14 protein-coding genes, 1 other RNA gene and 1 pseudogene are annotated in these 17,032 nt (G+C 44.7%); 7 read left to right on the top strand and 9 right to left on the bottom strand.

From position 1 onward, the window contains the following. Positions 1 to 36: 36 nt before the first annotated feature. The 4 genes from leuD to leuA all read right to left on the bottom strand — a co-directional run bounded on the left by leuD (position 37) and on the right by leuA (position 4,795). Entirely contained in the window at positions 37 to 639 is a 603-nt protein-coding gene (gene leuD, locus Vt282_RS11625; protein WP_162063449.1) for a 3-isopropylmalate dehydratase small subunit, read from the bottom strand. 12 nt (positions 640 to 651) lie between these two features. Beyond that, entirely contained in the window at positions 652 to 2,052 is a 1,401-nt protein-coding gene (leuC, locus tag Vt282_RS11620) for a 3-isopropylmalate dehydratase large subunit (RefSeq protein WP_162063448.1), read from the bottom strand. Between the two features lie 23 nt (positions 2,053 to 2,075). Next, complete coding sequence (gene leuB / locus Vt282_RS11615) at positions 2,076 to 3,167, bottom strand: 3-isopropylmalate dehydrogenase (protein WP_162063447.1); 1,092 nt, start codon at positions 3,165 to 3,167, stop codon at positions 2,076 to 2,078. Between the two features lie 80 nt (positions 3,168 to 3,247). Then, positions 3,248 to 4,795 (bottom strand): 2-isopropylmalate synthase, encoded by a 1,548-nt coding sequence (gene leuA / locus Vt282_RS11610; protein ID WP_162045580.1) that lies wholly within the window; start codon positions 4,793 to 4,795, stop codon positions 3,248 to 3,250. A 453-nt stretch (positions 4,796 to 5,248) separates the two neighbouring features. Here leuA and Vt282_RS11605 point away from each other — a divergent pair. The 5 genes and pseudogenes from Vt282_RS11605 to ilvN all read left to right on the top strand — a co-directional run bounded on the left by Vt282_RS11605 (position 5,249) and on the right by ilvN (position 11,523). Next, positions 5,249 to 5,775, top strand: a pseudogene (locus Vt282_RS11605) (phosphatase PAP2 family protein). Positions 5,776 to 5,778: 3 nt separating this feature from the next. Then, entirely contained in the window at positions 5,779 to 6,825 is a 1,047-nt protein-coding gene (locus Vt282_RS11600; RefSeq protein WP_162063446.1) for an MJ1255/VC2487 family glycosyltransferase, read from the top strand. Between the two features lie 304 nt (positions 6,826 to 7,129). Then, entirely contained in the window at positions 7,130 to 8,947 is a 1,818-nt protein-coding gene (locus Vt282_RS11595) for an AMP-dependent synthetase/ligase (RefSeq protein WP_162063445.1), read from the top strand. 357 nt (positions 8,948 to 9,304) lie between these two features. Then, complete coding sequence (locus Vt282_RS11590; protein ID WP_162045583.1) at positions 9,305 to 11,029, top strand: acetolactate synthase 3 large subunit; 1,725 nt, start codon at positions 9,305 to 9,307, stop codon at positions 11,027 to 11,029. Then, positions 11,029 to 11,523, top strand: coding sequence for an acetolactate synthase small subunit (gene ilvN / locus Vt282_RS11585; protein ID WP_162045584.1), 495 nt, complete (start codon positions 11,029 to 11,031; stop codon positions 11,521 to 11,523). Before Vt282_RS11590 ends, ilvN begins: the two co-directional genes overlap by 1 nt. A 68-nt stretch (positions 11,524 to 11,591) precedes the next feature. Here the strand turns inward: ilvN and serA are convergent, their stop codons facing one another. From serA to Vt282_RS11560, 5 genes are all read right to left on the bottom strand, one after another. Beyond that, the gene (serA, locus tag Vt282_RS11580; protein ID WP_162045585.1) at positions 11,592 to 12,821 is read right to left on the bottom strand and encodes a phosphoglycerate dehydrogenase; all 1,230 of its coding nucleotides are present in this window, start codon (positions 12,819 to 12,821) and stop codon (positions 11,592 to 11,594) included. Positions 12,822 to 13,106: 285 nt separating this feature from the next. Then, on the bottom strand, positions 13,107 to 13,763 hold the full coding sequence (gene rpiA, locus Vt282_RS11575; protein WP_162045586.1) for a ribose-5-phosphate isomerase RpiA: 657 nt from the start codon (positions 13,761 to 13,763) through the stop codon (positions 13,107 to 13,109). Positions 13,764 to 13,816: 53 nt separating this feature from the next. Further along, a complete protein-coding gene (locus Vt282_RS11570) occupies positions 13,817 to 14,413 on the bottom strand; it encodes a 5-formyltetrahydrofolate cyclo-ligase (RefSeq protein WP_162063444.1) in 597 nt (198 codons plus the stop codon). Positions 14,414 to 14,443: 30 nt separating this feature from the next. Then, positions 14,444 to 14,627: non-coding RNA, 6S RNA (ssrS, locus tag Vt282_RS11565), on the bottom strand. 63 nt (positions 14,628 to 14,690) lie between these two features. After that, the gene (locus Vt282_RS11560) at positions 14,691 to 15,020 is read right to left on the bottom strand and encodes a cell division protein ZapA (protein ID WP_162045588.1); all 330 of its coding nucleotides are present in this window, start codon (positions 15,018 to 15,020) and stop codon (positions 14,691 to 14,693) included. A gap of 234 nt (positions 15,021 to 15,254) precedes the next feature. Between Vt282_RS11560 and Vt282_RS11555 the strand changes: the two genes are divergently transcribed. Further along, entirely contained in the window at positions 15,255 to 15,833 is a 579-nt protein-coding gene (locus tag Vt282_RS11555; RefSeq protein ID WP_162063443.1) for a YecA/YgfB family protein, read from the top strand. Between the two features lie 12 nt (positions 15,834 to 15,845). After that, a complete protein-coding gene (ubiH, locus tag Vt282_RS11550) occupies positions 15,846 to 17,024 on the top strand; it encodes a 2-octaprenyl-6-methoxyphenyl hydroxylase (RefSeq protein WP_162063442.1) in 1,179 nt (392 codons plus the stop codon). The last annotated feature ends 8 nt before the right edge of the window (positions 17,025 to 17,032 follow it).

Here is a 17,032-nt window from a genome sequence, read left to right as displayed (position 1 = left end):
AAGGGCTGGTAAATACCAACCCTTATTATTGATTCGTTAAGCTAAGAAGCTTGGAATCTTACTTTCGTACTCAGCAATCTTATCTTCGTGTTGTAGCGTCAGACCAATATTATCCAAACCGTTCAGTAAGCAATGGCGGCGGAAACTATCGATTTCAAAGCGGTATTCTTTACCATTTGCTCTCACCACATTGGCTTCAAGATCGACTTCCACTTGCGCCCCTTGGTTTGCTTCAACAAATAGGAATATTTCATCGACTTCCTGTTCGGTTAGACGTACTGGCACCATTTGGTTATTGATTGAGTTGCCATAGAAAATGTCGGCAAAACTTGGTGCAATCATCGCTTTGATACCGTAATCCGCTAGCGCCCACGGTGCATGTTCACGAGATGAACCACAACCGAAGTTTTCACGAGCGAGTAGAATTGAAGCGCCTTGATAACGTGCGGCATTCATTACAAACTCAGGGTTAGGCTGCTGACCCGCATCATCGAGAAAACGCCAATCATGGAACAAGTGCTTACCAAAACCTAAACGCGATACTTTTTGTAGAAACTGTTTAGGAATGATGGCATCGGTATCAACGTTGGCTGCATCCAAAGGAACAACCAAACCAGTATGTTGTTTAAAACCTGACATGTTTGATTCTCCTTAATCCAACTCACGAATATCGACAAAACGCCCTGCAATCGCAGCAGCAGCTGCCATGGCTGGGCTAACTAGGTGCGTGCGTCCATCACGTCCTTGGCGTCCTTCAAAGTTACGGTTTGATGTTGATGCACAGCGTTCTTGTGGACCTAAACGGTCATTGTTCATCGCCAAGCACATTGAACAGCCTGGTAGGCGCCACTCAAATCCGGCCTCTTTAAATATGGTATCTAAGCCTTCCGCTTCGGCCTGAGCTTTAACTTGTTCTGAGCCAGGAACGATAAGTGCTTGAACGTGTGAGGCTACTTTACGCCCTTTTGCTACTGCAGCTGCTGCACGCATATCTTCAATACGTGAATTGGTGCAAGAGCCTACAAATACTTTATCCACCGAGTAGTCAGAGAGTGATTTACCTGCTTCTAAGCCCATATATGCCAGTGCTTTTTCTGCTGATGATTTCTCTACTGGATCGCTAAAGCTAGTTGGCGCTGGAATTGGCGCATCGACCGCAATCACTTGACCAGGATTGGTGCCCCAAGTCACTTGCGGTTTGATGTCTGCTGCTTGCAAGGTCACCACTGCATCAAATACTGCGTCGTCATCTGTACGTAGCGTTTTCCAGTATTCTACAGCTGCATCCCAATCAGCACCCTGCGGGGCAAATTTACGTCCTTTCACATACTCGAAAGTAGTTTCATCAGGTGCAATCAAACCGGCTTTCGCACCTAATTCGATTGCCATGTTACAGACGGTCATGCGACCTTCCATGGTGAGATCGCGAATGGCTTCACCACAAAACTCCACCACATAACCGGTACCGCCAGCGGCAGTTGTTTTGCCTATGATTGCCAGCACAATATCTTTAGCTGTGATGCCAGGCGCAACTCTGCCTTGCACCTCAATTTTCATAGTTTTGGCGCGCGCTTGTTTTAATGTTTGAGTTGCTAATACATGTTCTACTTCTGATGTACCGATCCCAAACGCCAGTGAACCAAAAGCACCATGTGTGGCTGTGTGTGAGTCACCGCAAACAATCGTCATACCTGGAAGAGTAATCCCGAGCTCAGGGCCCATGACATGTACGATGCCTTGATATTTGTGGTTGATGTCGTAAAGAGTGACGCCAAACTCTTTACAGTTTTCCGATAGCGTTTCCATTTGGATACGTGCCATCTCACCGGACGCATTAATGTCTTTGGTCGTGGTGGAGACGTTGTGATCCATCGTCGCAAAGGTTTTATTCACCTGACGTACTTTTCGACCCTTTTCACGTAGACCATCGAAGGCTTGTGGAGAGGTCACCTCGTGGACTAAGTGTCGGTCAATATACAAAATTGGGTTTTCACCCTCGGCTGCGACGGCAACGTGTGCGTCGTAGACTTTTTGGTATAGCGTTTTGCCCATACTCTTTTACTTCCGTGTAATTTTTATGAATTTAGAATGTAGCTAGCGATTTTATCGCCCATTTCAGAGGTGGATAGTGCCGGTTTATTGCCAGCAAGATCCGCTGTAAGCTCACCCGCTTCAAGAGCCTTGCTGACGGCTGTCTCGATATCTTGTGCAGCGGCTTCTTCACCTAGGCTATAACGCAGCATGAGTGCTGCAGATAGGATTTGAGCAACTGGGTTGGCGATGTTTTTGCCAGCGATATCTGGCGCGCTGCCGCCTGCTGGCTCATACAACCCAAACTTGCTTTCGTTTAAACTTGCGGAAGGTAACATCCCCATAGAGCCAGTAATCATTGCGCATTCATCAGAGATAATGTCGCCAAAAATGTTAGAGCATAGCATCACATCGAATTGTGCAGGATCTTTGATTAGCTGCATGGTGGCGTTGTCGATATACATGTGTGATAGCTCGACATCTGGGTAATCTTTGGCAATCTCTTCGACCACTTCACGCCATAAAATGGAGCTTTGTAGAACGTTCGCTTTATCAACGGAACATACTTTTTTACGACGTAGACGAGCCGATTCAAAGGCGATTTTAGCAATACGTTCAATTTCAAAGCGGTGGTAGATTTCGGTATCGAAGGCTTTTTCTTGTACGCCTTCACCTTCGCGTCCTTTTGGCTGACCAAAATAAATACCGCCAGTGAGCTCACGCACCACGACAATATCAAATCCACGCTGAGAGATGTCTGCACGCAAAGGTGAAAATGCTTCCAAGCCTGTGTGGATTTGTGCTGGGCGAAGGTTACAAAACAGTTGAAAGTGTTTACGTAGAGGAAGTAAAGCACCGCGTTCAGGTTGATCATTCGGCGGTAAGTGTTCCCATTTAGGACCGCCAACGGAGCCAAACAGAACCGCATCAGATTCTTCACAAGCTGTAATGGTGCTTTGTGGTAGTGGCGTACCATGGTTATCAATCGCAATACCACCGACATCGTGAGCACTACGCTCAAAGCGAATGGCGTGTTTTTGCTCTATTGCATCTAACACCTTATTCGCCTGTGCCATCACTTCTGGGCCAATCCCATCACCCGCTAATACGGCAATTTTATAGTTCTTGTCTGTCATGTTAATCCTTTAAGTATTATATCGCGTTGTGTTGCTGTAATTTTTGCCACTGCTGTTAGGTTTGGCAGTGGCGTGTCATCCTATACGCTAGCCAGTTTTTTCTGCTTCATCTGCTCAATTTCATCGGCGCGGTGAATACTATTGATTACGTGCAGTAGCGCTTGGCCTGATGCTTCAACAATATCGGTTGATACGCCCGTCCCGTGATATTTGCGTCCTTTGTAGTTAGCGATGATATCGGCTTGGCCAAGTCCATCTTCGCCTTCACCTTTTGCTGTTAGGTCGAATTTATCCAGCACAATATCGTAACCCGTGACGCGATAAATACATTGGTAAAGTGCATCTACCGGGCCATTACCTACAGCCGCTTCACATTTTTCGGTATCACCACAAAGAATCTTGATGCTAGTTGTTGCCATGACACTGCCTGATTGCACACTTAGGTAGTTCAACTTGTAGAAGTCATCTTCTTCACGCAAGTTAGAGAAGTGCATCAAAGCTTCAAGGTCGTAATCAAAGACTTGACCTTTACGGTCAGCAAGTTTTAGGAAGTCTTCGTACAAAGCATCAAGATTGTATTCTTCTTCTTTATACCCCATTGAGTCCATATGACTTTTTACTGCCGCACGGCCGCTGCGTGAGGTCAGATTCAAGGCTTGATTCTTAAGACCAATTGACTCTGGAGTCATGATTTCATAGGTATTTTTGTTCTTTAGCATTCCGTCTTGGTGAATACCTGAAGAGTGGCTAAAAGCGTTGGCTCCAACAATCGCTTTGTTGCTCTGGATTGGCATGTTGCATAGTTGGCTAACCAGTTTGCTGGTACGATGAATTTCATCATGTTTTAGGCCAGTACGGACACCAAGTAGCTCTTGACGGGTTTTGATGATCATGGCGATTTCTTCAAGCGAACAGTTACCTGCGCGCTCACCGATACCATTGATTGTGCCTTCAATCTGGCGGGCGCCGGCTTGAACTGCTGCGATTGAGTTTGCTACTGACATACCTAAGTCATCGTGGCAGTGCACTGAGATGATTGCTTTATCTATGTTTGGTACGCGGTTAAATAGGGTCTCAATAATGCCGCCAAATTCGTTCGGCACAGTGTAGCCGACAGTATCAGGAATATTGACGGTTGTTGCTCCCGCATTGATTGCCGCTTCGACCATACGACACAAGTTGTCGATGGGTGTACGCCCTGCATCTTCACAAGAAAATTCAACGTCATCTGTGTATTGGCGAGCATGTTTAACCGCTTTCACTCCCATCTCTACCACATCGTCATAACTGCGGCGCAGTTTGTCTTGTACATGGACAGTTGAGGTGGAAATAAAGGTATGAATACGAAAGGCATCGGCTACTTTTAGTGCTTCTGCTGCTGCATCGATATCTTTAGCAACGGCACGCGAAAGGGCACATACACGGCTATTTTTGATATTGCGAGCGATGGTTTGTACGGATTCAAAATCACCAGGGGAAGAAACCGGAAAACCAGCCTCAATTACATCAACACCGAGACGTTCTAAAGCATACGCAATTTGCAGTTTCTCTTTGACTGTTAAACTGGCTGATAATGCCTGTTCGCCATCTCGTAGCGTGGTGTCGAAAATAATGACCTGATCGTTCATAGTTGCTTCCTTATTACTCCGTTTATCCGCTTGTTGCGGGATTTAAACGATTACTTCCAGTAATTGAACATAAAAAAACCCGCATCTCGATGCGGGTTTTGTGTATTCCGTTGTGGTTATTTCTCTTCCACAGCCTACCCGCGCGATTGGTTCACGATCAGGAGGAGGCTTAGCAGGATAGAGAAATTCATTGTCATTGTTAACTACTTCCTAAGAGCGTTAATGAGACCACATGTTTAAGTTAATAGAATTAGTACCGTACTCAGCTTTATGAGTCAACCGCAAAAGGCAAAATTGGTTAAATTTTTTCCACTGTTCCGATTAGTGCATCTTTTCATCAATTATTTCGATATCTGAGCTGAGTGTCCTGTCATAAGAAAAGAATCAAAACTTCATGGGGCTGTCATGCGTAGCTTTTAACGTGGTCACAGTGCAATCAAAAAGGATTGAGCAATGAGAGCGATTGAACCAATTGCCAAATTTGATTTGGCGTTTTCATTGATGTGTTTGCAAAACAAGCATAGTCATCTGGCATCACGTTTAAGTAAAGCCATTTCACATACGGGTGATGGTCATTTGTATGTCCTGTTAGGCGTACTGGCGTTGTGGCTTGATGGTCAACATGGACGCTACTTTTACTGTCGGGGTTGTTGGCTTTTGTCATTGAACTGCCGTGTTATTGGCTACTAAAAAATACCATTAAACGTCGCCGCCCAAATGAACTTACAGGGTTAATCCCAGCTTTTATAACCCCTTCAGATAAGTACAGTTTACCGTCCGGACATACTGCGGCGGCATTTGTTATCGCAATTTTACTTAGTCACTTTTATCCCCAATTGGCCGCTTTTGCTTTTGTCTGGGCCAGTATGATTGCCTTTGCCCGAATTTTACTCGGGGTGCATTTCTTTTCTGATGTGGTACTCGGTGCGTGTTTAGGGATAGCAACGGCGACTTTTGCTCTGCAATGGTTTGGAGGTTAAGCGATGAAGATTCTATACGGTATTCAAGGTACGGGTAATGGACATATTGCGCGAGCTCGCGCTATGGCAGAAGCCTTCAAAGTTAAGTCAGTTGAGGTAGATTTCCTGTTCTCAGGGCGAGACAAAGATAAGTTCTTTTCTATGCGTGAGTTTGGTGACTATCAGGTTCGACGTGGATTAACCTTTATTACTGAAAATGGTCACGTCAGCTATCTTAAGACTTTGCAACACAATAGCGTGTTCAATTTTTACCGAGAGGTAAAGCAGCTTGATTTATCACACTACGATTTAGTTCTAAATGATTTCGAGCCTGTTTCTGCTTGGGCGGCGAAAAAGCAGAAAAAAACGATTGTTAGTATTAGTCATCAAAATGCGTTTCGGTATCGAGTTCCGTTACGAGGAGCGAGTTGCTTTGATAAAGCTTTGATTCGCTCCTTTGCTCCAGCAGAACATCATATTGGATTGCATTGGTATCATTTTGAGCAACCTATCTTACCTCCGATTGTCCATACCCAAAATGAGCAGGTTGAAGCGGAGTCTTTTATTTTGGTCTATTTACCGTTTGAAAATATTGATGACATTATTGATTTAGTGATGCGTTTTTCACGTCAGACATTTGTCTGCTTTCATCCGCAAATAAGCGAGTACCAAAAAGTCGACAATATAGAGTTCTACCCGTTGAGTTTGGATGGCTTTCATCATCACCTAAATCGCTGCGCAGGCATTATTGCCAACGGCGGATTTGAATTACCATCAGAAGCCTTAACACTAGGGAAAAAACTGTTATTAAAGCCTTTAGCTGGGCAGTTTGAGCAGTTGTCTAATGTGGCCACGCTTGAGCATTTGGGGCTTGCGACGGGAATGGACAGCCTAGATGCGTCTAAAGTTAGAGCTTGGTTAGATGAGGATCCGGGTGAGAAAGTCCATTATCCGGATGTTGCGAGTGCTATCGTAGATTGGCTTCTCAAAGGGGATTGGGATAACAAACAAACCCTTACAGAGCAGCTTTGGAGCCAAGTCGATTTTCCGAGTTACGTCGCCAATGTTTAGTTTCTTTCAATAGCAGCAAAATGTAAGCAGATATTTGTTGAATCTTGGTTGCGAACTGTCGTTGTTATTGAAACTAGGGTTCTGACGTAAATGCCTCAACTTGTTGAATTTAAATTGTTTCGAGTTCATTTATTATTTTTCCTATCTTCTCTTCTATCAATTGTTGTGCTTAAAAATCAAACGAACAGCTCAAGCTCATAGGGCTTTTTCGCATAACTTTGATACTTGTCAGTTGCCTTTTTTTGCTTGAAATGTACACTGAGCGCGCAAAAGGCTTACAGGTGTAAGCTTAAAGGTAGAAGAGATGGCCAATTTAGATTTTCACATCGTTAAACGAATTCGCGAACAGATTGCTCAAGGCAGAGAGCGCACGGCTCTTAAGCACAAAGTAGATGGTGCATGGCAGGGTATTAGCTGGGCTGAATTTGGTCAGCAAGCGGATGCAATTTCACTTGCGTTACTGGCTCAGGGATTTGATGTTCAGGATAAAGTAGGGATCTTTTCAAATAACATGCCTCGCTGGACGATCGCAGATATTGCGACGATGCAGATCCGTGGCGTGACCGTTCCAATCTATCCAACTAATACTGCGGCGCAGTCGGCTTACATTCTGCAAAATGCGGATGTAAAAGTACTGTTTGTCAGTGAGCAGGCTCAGCTTGATGCTGCGATTTCTATTTTCGAACAATGTGAACAGCTTGAGCTTATCGTTGTGATGTCTAATGACATCGATGTTAGTGGTTATGAATTTGCGCTGAGTTGGGATGAATTTATTGCCCGTGGCAATGAGCAATTCCAAGCACAACTAGAACAACGTTTAAATGATGTGGATCTAGAAGATCTATTCACATTGATTTATACCTCGGGCACAACGGGTCAGCCTAAAGGGGTTATGCTGGATTACGGCAATATTGCAGCGCAGCTAATTGGCCACGATGAGCGTTTGAGTCTCAGTAAAGAAGACGTATCACTGTGTTTCTTGCCACTATCACACGTATTTGAGCGTGCTTGGACTTTCTATGTACTGTACAAAGGCGCGACTAACTGCTACTTGCAAGACACGATGCAAGTGCGTGACGCACTGAGTGAAGTGCGTCCAACCGTGATGTGTGCAGTACCTCGTTTCTACGAAAAGATTTTCTCAGCTATCCATGAAAAAGTGGCACGAGCGCCATTCATCCGTAAAGTGATGTTCACTTGGGCAGTAAACATGGGTGCGAAGATGGCAGTGTGTCATCAAGAAGGCCGTAAGCCGTCATTCATGTTGAAACGTGCGCATAAGTTTGCGGATAAAATTGTATTGTCTAAGCTGCGTAGCCTGCTAGGTGGTCGTATCAACTTTATGCCGTGTGGTGGTGCGAAGCTTGATGAAACCATTGGTCGCTTCTTTCATGCAATGGGTATCAACGTAAAGCTTGGTTACGGCATGACAGAAACGACTGCGACAGTCTCTTGTTGGGATGATAAATGCTTTAACCCAGATTCAATCGGTATGTCGATGCCTGGTGCACAAGTTAAAATCGGTGAAAACAATGAGATTTTGGTGCGTGGCCCGATGGTGATGCGTGGTTACTACAAGATGCCAGAAGAAACTCAGCAAACATTTGATGAACACGGCTTCTTAAAAACCGGCGATGCAGGTCATATTGATGAAAACGGTAATTTGTTTATTACCGATCGCATCAAAGAGCTGATGAAAACGTCGAATGGTAAATACATCGCACCACAAATGGTGGAAGGTGCGATTGGTAAAGACCATTTTATCGAGCAGATCGCTGTTATCGCGGATACGCGTAAGTTTGTATCGGCACTTATCGTACCTTGTTTCGACAGCCTCGAAGAGTACGCTAAAGAGCTAAACATCAAGTATCACGACCGAGTTGAATTGATTAAACACAACCAAATCATTGAGATGTTGGAAAAGCGTGTTAACGATCTGCAGAAAGAGCTGGCGAAGTTTGAGCAGGTGAAAAAATTCAAACTGCTACCAAAAGCGTTTTCGATGGATGATGGTGAATTAACACCAACACAAAAGCTACGTCGTAAAGTGATCCACGATAAGTATCACAAAGAAATCGAAGAGATGTATGACGAGAAGCCTTCTGATCGTAAACCTCATTAATTGATAGAAATCCCCGTTAATCGGGGATTTTTGACTTCAAACTGGTGGTGAAAAATTCTTCACCTTTTTTTATCACATATCAGAGATTTGATACTGGATATTATCCTTTGTTCTGAGTACCTATCTTAAAAAGTGAGTTTTTCTGGAGTTTTATAAATATTGCGAGAAGTGTCGCAATAGCATCATTGAAAATAAAGCGTTACATTTGTTGCCGTATCTTGTGTTTTGTTATGACCGAACACAAGGCATAGAGAAGAAGTGGAAGTCTTTCTAATAGGCTAAAAGTAAGCCCTAGACTATGTGATTAACTGCCCAACGCATTGACCTGATTCGTTGGAAGCAGATAAGGAGAACAATATGGCAGCAATGTTGTCCGGTAATGAGATGGTTGTGCAATCTCTTATCGAAGAAGGCGTTGAACAAATCTTCGGTTATCCAGGCGGTTCCGTTTTGGATATCTACGATGCTCTTCATGCAAAAACCGACCAAATCAAACACGTCCTCGTTCGTCATGAGCAAGCCGCCACGCATATGGCGGATGGTTACGCGCGTGCTACTGGTAAGCCTGGGGTTGTGTTGGTGTGTTCTGGTCCTGGTGCGACCAATACCGTTACCGGAATTGCGACTGCGTATATGGATTCAATTCCAATGATTGTTATCTCGGGTAACGTGCCGAACAACTTAATCGGTAATGATGCGTTTCAAGAGTGTGACATCGTCGGGGTATCTAGACCGATCGTAAAACACAGTTTTTTGGTGAAAAAAGCAGAAGATATTCCTGAAACAGTCAAAAAGGCCTTTTACATTGCAACAACTGGGCGACCTGGCCCAGTGCTGATTGATCTGCCGAAAGACGTCATTAATCCACAGTTCAAATTCCCTTATGAGTATCCATCATCAATTACGATGCGCTCATATAAGCCCACGACGAGCGGACATAAAGGGCAAATTAAGAAAGCTCTTAAAGCACTGCTTGAGGCGAAAAAGCCAGTGTTGTATGTCGGTGGTGGTGCGGTTATTTCTGGTGCGGATGAGCCACTATTTAAACTTGCTGAGACGCTAAATCTACCTGTAGTGAGTACGCTGATGGGATTGGGGGCTTTTCCTGGTACACATAAGAACTCGCTTGGCATGCTTGGTATGCATGGTAAATATGAAGCCAATATGGCGATGCATGAAGCGGATCTTATCTTTGGTATTGGAGTGCGTTTTGACGACCGTACCACCAACAATTTGGAGCAATACTGCCCAAATGCCAAAGTGATGCACATCGATATTGACCCTTCTTCTATTTCTAAAAACGTTAAAGCCGATTTACCGATCGTTGGCTCGGCAGAAAAAGTTTTAGAGTCGATGGTGAATTTGCTGGTGGAGCAAGGTGGTACCAATGATGAGCAAGCATTGAACTCTTGGTGGGATCAGATCCAAACTTGGCGAGATAAAAACTGCTTACGCTATGAAACCTCTCCTGAGCGTATTAAGCCGCAACAAGTTATCGAAACATTGCATAAACTGACTAATGGTGATGCGTATGTTGCATCGGATGTTGGTCAGCATCAAATGTTTGCGGCGTTGTACTATCCATTTAATAAACCGCGCCGTTGGATCAATTCCGGTGGTCTTGGCACCATGGGTTTTGGTTTGCCAGCAGGTATGGGCGTGAAGTTTGCCAAGCCGGAAGAAGAAGTGGTGGTTGTTACCGGTGATGGCAGTATTCAGATGAATATTCAAGAGTTGTCGACGGCAATGCAGTACGACATTCCCGTGAAGATTATTAATCTAAATAACCGTTTCTTAGGCATGGTAAAACAGTGGCAAGACATTATTTACCAAGGACGCCATTCTAACTCTTATATGAGTTCGGTACCCGACTTTGCCGCTATTGCAGAGGCTTATGGTCATGTAGGTATTCGTATTGAGACACCTGATCAACTTGAAGACGGCTTAAAACGCGCACTTGAGATGAAAGATCGTTTGGTGTTTGTTGATATCAACGTAGACGAAACTGAGCATGTATACCCAATGCAAATTAAAGGCGAGGGTATGGATAAGATGTGGCTAAGCAAGACGGAGCGTACCTAATGAGACATATTATTTCACTGTTATTAGAAAACCAGCCAGGTGCGCTTTCTCGAGTTGTGGGGCTGTTTTCTCAACGTGGTTTCAACATTGAATCCTTGACGGTTTCACCGACGGACGATGAAACACTATCACGTTTGAATATCACCACCATTTCTGACGATATGGAAATTGAGCAGATCCAAAAGCAACTGCACAAGTTGATTGATGTACTCAAAGTTCAAGAAGTCACCGAACATGAGCATATCGAACGTGAACTGATGTTGGTGAAGGTGAAAGCGAGTGGTTTTGCTCGTGCTGAAGTGAAACGTACGGCGGACATCTTCCGTGGGCAAATTGTTGATGTCACGGCGTCGCAATACACGGTGCAATTGGCGGGTGCTGGCGATAAGTTGGATGCGTTTATTGAAGCTATGTCTGAAGTCACCGAAGTGATTGAAGTCGCGCGTAGTGGCGTGGTGGGAATTGCTCGCGGCGAACGGGCGTTGAAACCATAAAATTGCATTCTACCGAAAATAAAAAACCACCGAACTCGCGGTGGTTTTTTTGTTCATCAAAGCATTAATTAATGCAGGATACGCGCACGAATGGTGCCTTCAATCCCTTTCAGTCTTGCCAGTGCTTCTTTTGAACGCTCAGTCTCAACTTCAATCACTACATAACCGATATCGGCCGCTGTTTGCAGGTATTGAGCAGCGATGTTAATACCATCTTCTGCGAAAATGGTGTTAATTTGGGTCAAAATGCCTGGTCGGTTTTGGTGAATATGAAGTAGGCGTGAGCAGTCACGATGCTCTGGGAGTGCAACCTCTGGGAAGTTAACACTAGAGAGTGTTGAGCCGTTGTCTGAGTATTTCGCCAGTTTACCAGCCACTTCCACACCGATGTTTTCTTGAGCTTCTTGAGTTGAACCACCCACGTGCGGAGTTAGGATCACGTTATCGTATTTCTGTAGCGGTGATTCAAAGGCTTCTTTATTGGTTGCCGGTTCGATTGGGAATACGTCAACCGCAGCGCCAGAAATATGCCCAGCTTCCAATGCATGACAAAGCGCTTCGATATCAACCACCGTACCACGTGCCGCGTTGATAAAAATCGAGCCTGGCTTCATGCGGGCAAACTCTTCGGCGCCCATCATATTTTTGGTTTCTGGTGTTTCAGGAACATGCAGAGAAATAACGTCACACTTGTTGAGCAGTTCGCTTAGTGTTGGTACTTGCGTTGCGTTACCAAGTGATAGCTTGTTTTCGATATCGTAGTAGTAAACACGCATACCAAGGTTTTCAGCAATAATACCAAGTTGCGTACCGATGTGGCCGTAACCAATGATACCCAAACGTTTACCACGTGCCTCATATGAGTTATCTGCGCTTTTTTTCCAAATGCCACGGTGAGCAAGAGCGTTTTTCTCTGGAATACCGCGAAGCAATAGTAGGATTTGACCGAGCACCAATTCAGCTACGCTACGAGTGTTAGAGAATGGAGCATTAAATACCGGAATACCACGCACCGCAGCGGCATTGAGGTCAACTTGGTTGGTACCAATACAGAAACAACCAATCGCAACCAACTTTTCTGCTGCATTAATAACTTCACGAGTAAGATTGGTACGCGAACGGATACCAATGAAATGCACATCTTTAACCGCCTTCAATAGGTCCTCATCTGATAGGGAACCTTTGTGGTATTCGATGTTAGTGTAACCTGCTGCCTGTAGTACCTCGACGGTTGATGGGTGTAGACCTTCAAGCAGGAGAATTTTGATCTTGTCTTTTTCCAGTGAAACTTTGGCCATTATTCTGTCCTTAAAATGGGAAAAGGGGGCTTAACTGGCGCACATTGCTGAATGGGCTAAACAGAGTGTTCACTCACCCTAATTTAGTAACGCAAACGTTTTCCTTGTGCGTCTTCTGTTCAATAAGTTAACAAAAAAAAAGCAGTTTGGGTAAGAAAATTACAGAATAAAATCGATTTTTGGCTCGGAAAAATGCAAAAAGCGACCCCATAGTGGCGTCGCTTGTAATCAAATAACAGAATTAGCGCTCTCGATTCGAGCTTCTGTTGAGGGATGAGAGAGTGATTACTCTTGGATTACGGCACCGTTAGGTGTACCGGTAATAACCACATCCGCGCCACGAGCTGCAAACAAACCAACCGTGACAACACCAGCGATAGCGTTGATTGCACGTTCCATTTCTTTCGGATTCACAATTTGCATATTGTGCACATCAAGAATCACGTTACCGTTGTCAGTGATCACGCCTTCACGGTAAGCAGGATCGCCGCCAAGTTTTACTAGTTCGCGCGCCACGTATGAGCGAGCCATTGGGATAACTTCAACTGGTAGTGGGAATTGGCCAAGAATATCGACTGCTTTGGTGTCATCTACAATACAGATGAACTTATCAGAGATCGCGGCAACGATTTTTTCACGCGTCAGTGCGGCACCACCACCTTTGATCATGTCACGATGAGCATTAATTTCATCAGCGCCATCAACGTAGATGTCTAGCTTGATTACATCATTGCAATCAAATACTTCAATGCCTAAATCTTTTAGACGTTGAGTTGATGCTTCTGAGCTTGAAACTGCGCCTTTGATATCGTCTTTGATTGTGCCAAGCGCATCGATGAAGTGATTTACAGTAGAGCCAGTACCGACACCTACAATGCTGTCCTTCTCTACATACTTAAGTGCAGCCCAAGCCGCTTCTTTTTTCATTTCATCTTGAGTCATGCTCATCTCCTAACTGGATGGAAGTTAACGTTTGCGCGGCGGATTATATACCCTCAGACTGCAGTTTCCCATTGCCATATTGTGCTCGGTGTCACTATTTTTGGTAGTGGCACGTCCCAAGCTTCGATTGGTAATTTACTGACATGTTGACAGTCATGAGCCAGGCCAATTGGTTTTGGTCCTCGCTGACTCTCAAACCAAGGTTGTAGGGTTCGATCGTAATAGCCTCCCCCCATCCCGAGTCGATGTCCGGTGGAGTCAAAGGCGACGAGTGGTGTGCATATAAGATCGAGTTGGTACAGAGGACGGATGAGGTGCTGTTTTAATTTCGGCTCAAGAATACGGTACTTATTGAGCACCATTTCTGTTTCCGGTTGATAGTGAAGAAACAGCAAGTGTCCTTTAGAAAAAGGATGAATAACCGGCAAATAGACTTGTTTGCCTTGTTGCCACAACCAATCAATCAGTGGATTCGTGTCAATTTCACCATCAGCGCTGAGGTAAAGTGCAATATGTTGCGCGAATTTTAGCTCCGGCAATAAGGCGAATTGCTCAATCAGTGTTAAACCAGCTTGTTGCTGAAAGTGTTGAGGGAGTTGTTGGCGGAGTTGACGAACTTGTTGACGAAATTCTTGTCTTGAGAGAGTCATGCGATTACCCGAGGTTAACAGGGTATCGAAGGATACCCCAGAGTGCCGTTGGAGATTTTGACCCTTGAACCAGCTGGTTCAAGGCGGATCAGCAATGGTGACCGTAGGCTTCTCGGTACGAGCCGAGCTTGCTCAATAGCCTCCAAGTACTAACCCTTAAGGATTGCTTATCGGCTCAGGGACGTAATCCCACTAACGTACACTCCAGGGTAAATCGGGATCTCGATTGTAGCGTATTGGCTAAGTTTAGTCGTGCAAAACAATCAAGAATATTTTTTTAAGCTAAAGGTTGTGCCTTTCCCTGCGGTACTTTACTTAAGGCGTCATCAAGTGACGCGGTGAGCTTTTCCATGCGCTCATTCAATTGCATTTGCAATTCATTGTGTTGTTGAGTAGTTGAATCACGAGTTTCGAGGTCGTAACAGAAGTTCAACGCAGCGATCGTTAACAAATGTACCTCGTTGGTCACTTTTGTTTTATCGGTCATGTCCTTCAAACGATCATTCAGTCGTTTGGCAGCTTGAAGCAGCGCTTCTTCCTGACCCGCTGGGCAGTTAACGCGAGTTAACTTACCTAAAATTTCAACTTCTACCGCTTGGCTACTCATATCCACTCTACACTTAAATTAAGGTGACAATGCAGACCATCACCGAGGGGGAAACTATAGAAAAAGCCTTGTTAAGATTCAAGTGTTTCCCGTGTAACAGAGGCAAAACAAAGGGCAATCACACAGTAATTGGGCAAATTGTGTAAAACACGCTCATTATTGTCTTGATGTAGATTTTCGCCTAACCATCAAAATGGTAGGATTAGCTATTATTTTGCAATATTAGGTTTATCCATGAGTAACATTACCCTTCCAGATTACTTAACTTTCGCAAGTGAAATGCAATCTGCAGGCTTGGCGGTCAATCCTTCAGAGCTACACGGTTTGTTGACCGGCATGTTAAGTGGCGGTTTAAGTTTAACGGATAAGAGCTGGCAACCGCTGATTTTTGACTACACCAATGAAGGTATGGGTTGGCCAGATAAAGCGTTGCAACAGGCGCAAAAAACCTTAGATGCAACAATTAAAGAACTGACTGGCACTGATATGGAGTTGTCACTATTACTGCCAGATGAAGAAGCGAGTGCAAGCTTGTTTGATATGGCCGATGGTGTTGCTGATTGGATTAATCACTTTATCTCTGGTCTTGGCTTGATAAATGCGAACCTAAAGCAAGCCTCAAACCAAGCAAAAGAAGCACTCTCTGATTTGGAAGAAATGGCCAAGTTGGGCATCGATGAAGACGATGACTTACAAGAACAAGCCGTTTTATTAGAACAAGTAATTGAGCACATTAAAGTGTGCGTGTTGACGATTCATGCTGAGTTTGGTCAAAAACCAGCGCAGGTAGAATCAAATCCAACAATCCACTAATTGGGTTACGTCATGAAGCAGTTTGATGTCGTTATCGCAGGCGGAGCAATGGCCGGTATGACCTTGGCGCTGGCGATTGATAGTTTAGCGCACGGAAAGCTTCGTGTTGCGGTTGTCGAAGCTTATCAAGTTGACCATCAGGCACATCCTGGTTTTGATTCTCGTTCAATAGCCCTTTCCCATGGAACGGTGCAGATTCTACAGCAACTGAATTTGTGGCAGCAGATTGAGCCTGTCGCAACGGCAATCAAGCATATTCACGTTTCGGATCAATCGCATGCAGGCATGACAGACATAGATTGCCAAGATATTGCGGCTAGCGCGTTGGGTTATGTGGTTGAACTGGCGGATGTAGGGCGTATTTATCACCACAAAGCGATGCAGAGCTCACAGATCGAATTGTTATGTCCTAACTCAGTGACAGATATTGAGCGCCTACAGACCCACAATGTGGTGACGTTAGATAATGGGGAACAACTTCAGTGCCAATTGTTGGTCGCGGCTGACGGTGCGATTTCTGCTTGTTGTGAGCAAATCGGCATGTCGCTGCGCGAACATGATTTCAACCAAGTCGCAGTTATTGCAAATATTCGCACTCAAGTAGCGCATAATGGTCGAGCATTTGAACGTTTTACTCATCAAGGACCAGTCGCGCTATTGCCGATGAGTGACAACCGAATGTCATTGGTTTGGTGTTTGCGTCCAGAGCAAGCCAAAAAAGTGTTGGGCTTGAGTGATGCCGAGTTCTTATTGAACTTACAAACTGAGTTTGGTTGGCGATTAGGGCAATTGACCGAAGTGGGCGAGCGAGCGAGCTATCCGTTGTTATTGCGTTATCGTGAGAACAATGTATCTCATCGTTTTGCGATTGTTGGTAATGCAGCACAAACACTCCACCCCATCGCTGGACAAGGCTTTAATTTGGGCATTCGTGATGTGATGAGTTTAGCAGAAGAGCTTGTATCATCACTTGATGATGTTGGTCGCTATTCGGTCTTGAGCCAATTTAAACATCGTCGAGTGGAAGATCGTACACGAACGATTGAGATGACTTCTTCGTTGGTACACCTGTTCTCCAACGATTATCTCACCATGCGCATTGGGCGCAATTTGGGGTTAGCCATGATGGACAATGTTCCGCAGCTAAAATCTCCGCTATTACTGAGAACACTAGGTTTAGTGGCACGCTAGTGCCAAAG

It is taken from the genome of Vibrio taketomensis (assembly GCF_009938165.1).
GTDB classification, from domain to species: domain Bacteria; phylum Pseudomonadota; class Gammaproteobacteria; order Enterobacterales; family Vibrionaceae; genus Vibrio; species Vibrio taketomensis.
Note: the sequence above shows the minus strand (reverse complement) of the source record. Positions and strands in the feature narration are given on the sequence as shown.

Excerpts from the sequence above, each read along its gene's own strand:
- Vt282_RS11570 (WP_162063444.1), bottom strand. The coding sequence starts at position 14,413 with ATGACTCTCTCAAGACAAGAATTTCGTCAACAAGTTCGTCAACTCCGC.
- Vt282_RS11595 (WP_162063445.1), top strand. The coding sequence starts at position 7,130 with ATGGCCAATTTAGATTTTCACATCGTTAAACGAATTCGCGAACAGATT.
- leuD (WP_162063449.1), bottom strand. The coding sequence starts at position 639 with ATGTCAGGTTTTAAACAACATACTGGTTTGGTTGTTCCTTTGGATGCA.
- ilvN (WP_162045584.1), top strand. The coding sequence starts at position 11,029 with ATGAGACATATTATTTCACTGTTATTAGAAAACCAGCCAGGTGCGCTT.
- Vt282_RS11600 (WP_162063446.1), top strand. The coding sequence starts at position 5,779 with ATGAAGATTCTATACGGTATTCAAGGTACGGGTAATGGACATATTGCG.
- leuB (WP_162063447.1), bottom strand. The coding sequence starts at position 3,167 with ATGACAGACAAGAACTATAAAATTGCCGTATTAGCGGGTGATGGGATT.
- serA (WP_162045585.1), bottom strand. The coding sequence starts at position 12,821 with ATGGCCAAAGTTTCACTGGAAAAAGACAAGATCAAAATTCTCCTGCTT.
- leuC (WP_162063448.1), bottom strand. The coding sequence starts at position 2,052 with ATGGGCAAAACGCTATACCAAAAAGTCTACGACGCACACGTTGCCGTC.
- Vt282_RS11555 (WP_162063443.1), top strand. The coding sequence starts at position 15,255 with ATGAGTAACATTACCCTTCCAGATTACTTAACTTTCGCAAGTGAAATG.
- leuA (WP_162045580.1), bottom strand. The coding sequence starts at position 4,795 with ATGAACGATCAGGTCATTATTTTCGACACCACGCTACGAGATGGCGAA.
- Vt282_RS11560 (WP_162045588.1), bottom strand. The coding sequence starts at position 15,020 with ATGAGTAGCCAAGCGGTAGAAGTTGAAATTTTAGGTAAGTTAACTCGC.
- ubiH (WP_162063442.1), top strand. The coding sequence starts at position 15,846 with ATGAAGCAGTTTGATGTCGTTATCGCAGGCGGAGCAATGGCCGGTATG.
- Vt282_RS11590 (WP_162045583.1), top strand. The coding sequence starts at position 9,305 with ATGGCAGCAATGTTGTCCGGTAATGAGATGGTTGTGCAATCTCTTATC.
- rpiA (WP_162045586.1), bottom strand. The coding sequence starts at position 13,763 with ATGACTCAAGATGAAATGAAAAAAGAAGCGGCTTGGGCTGCACTTAAG.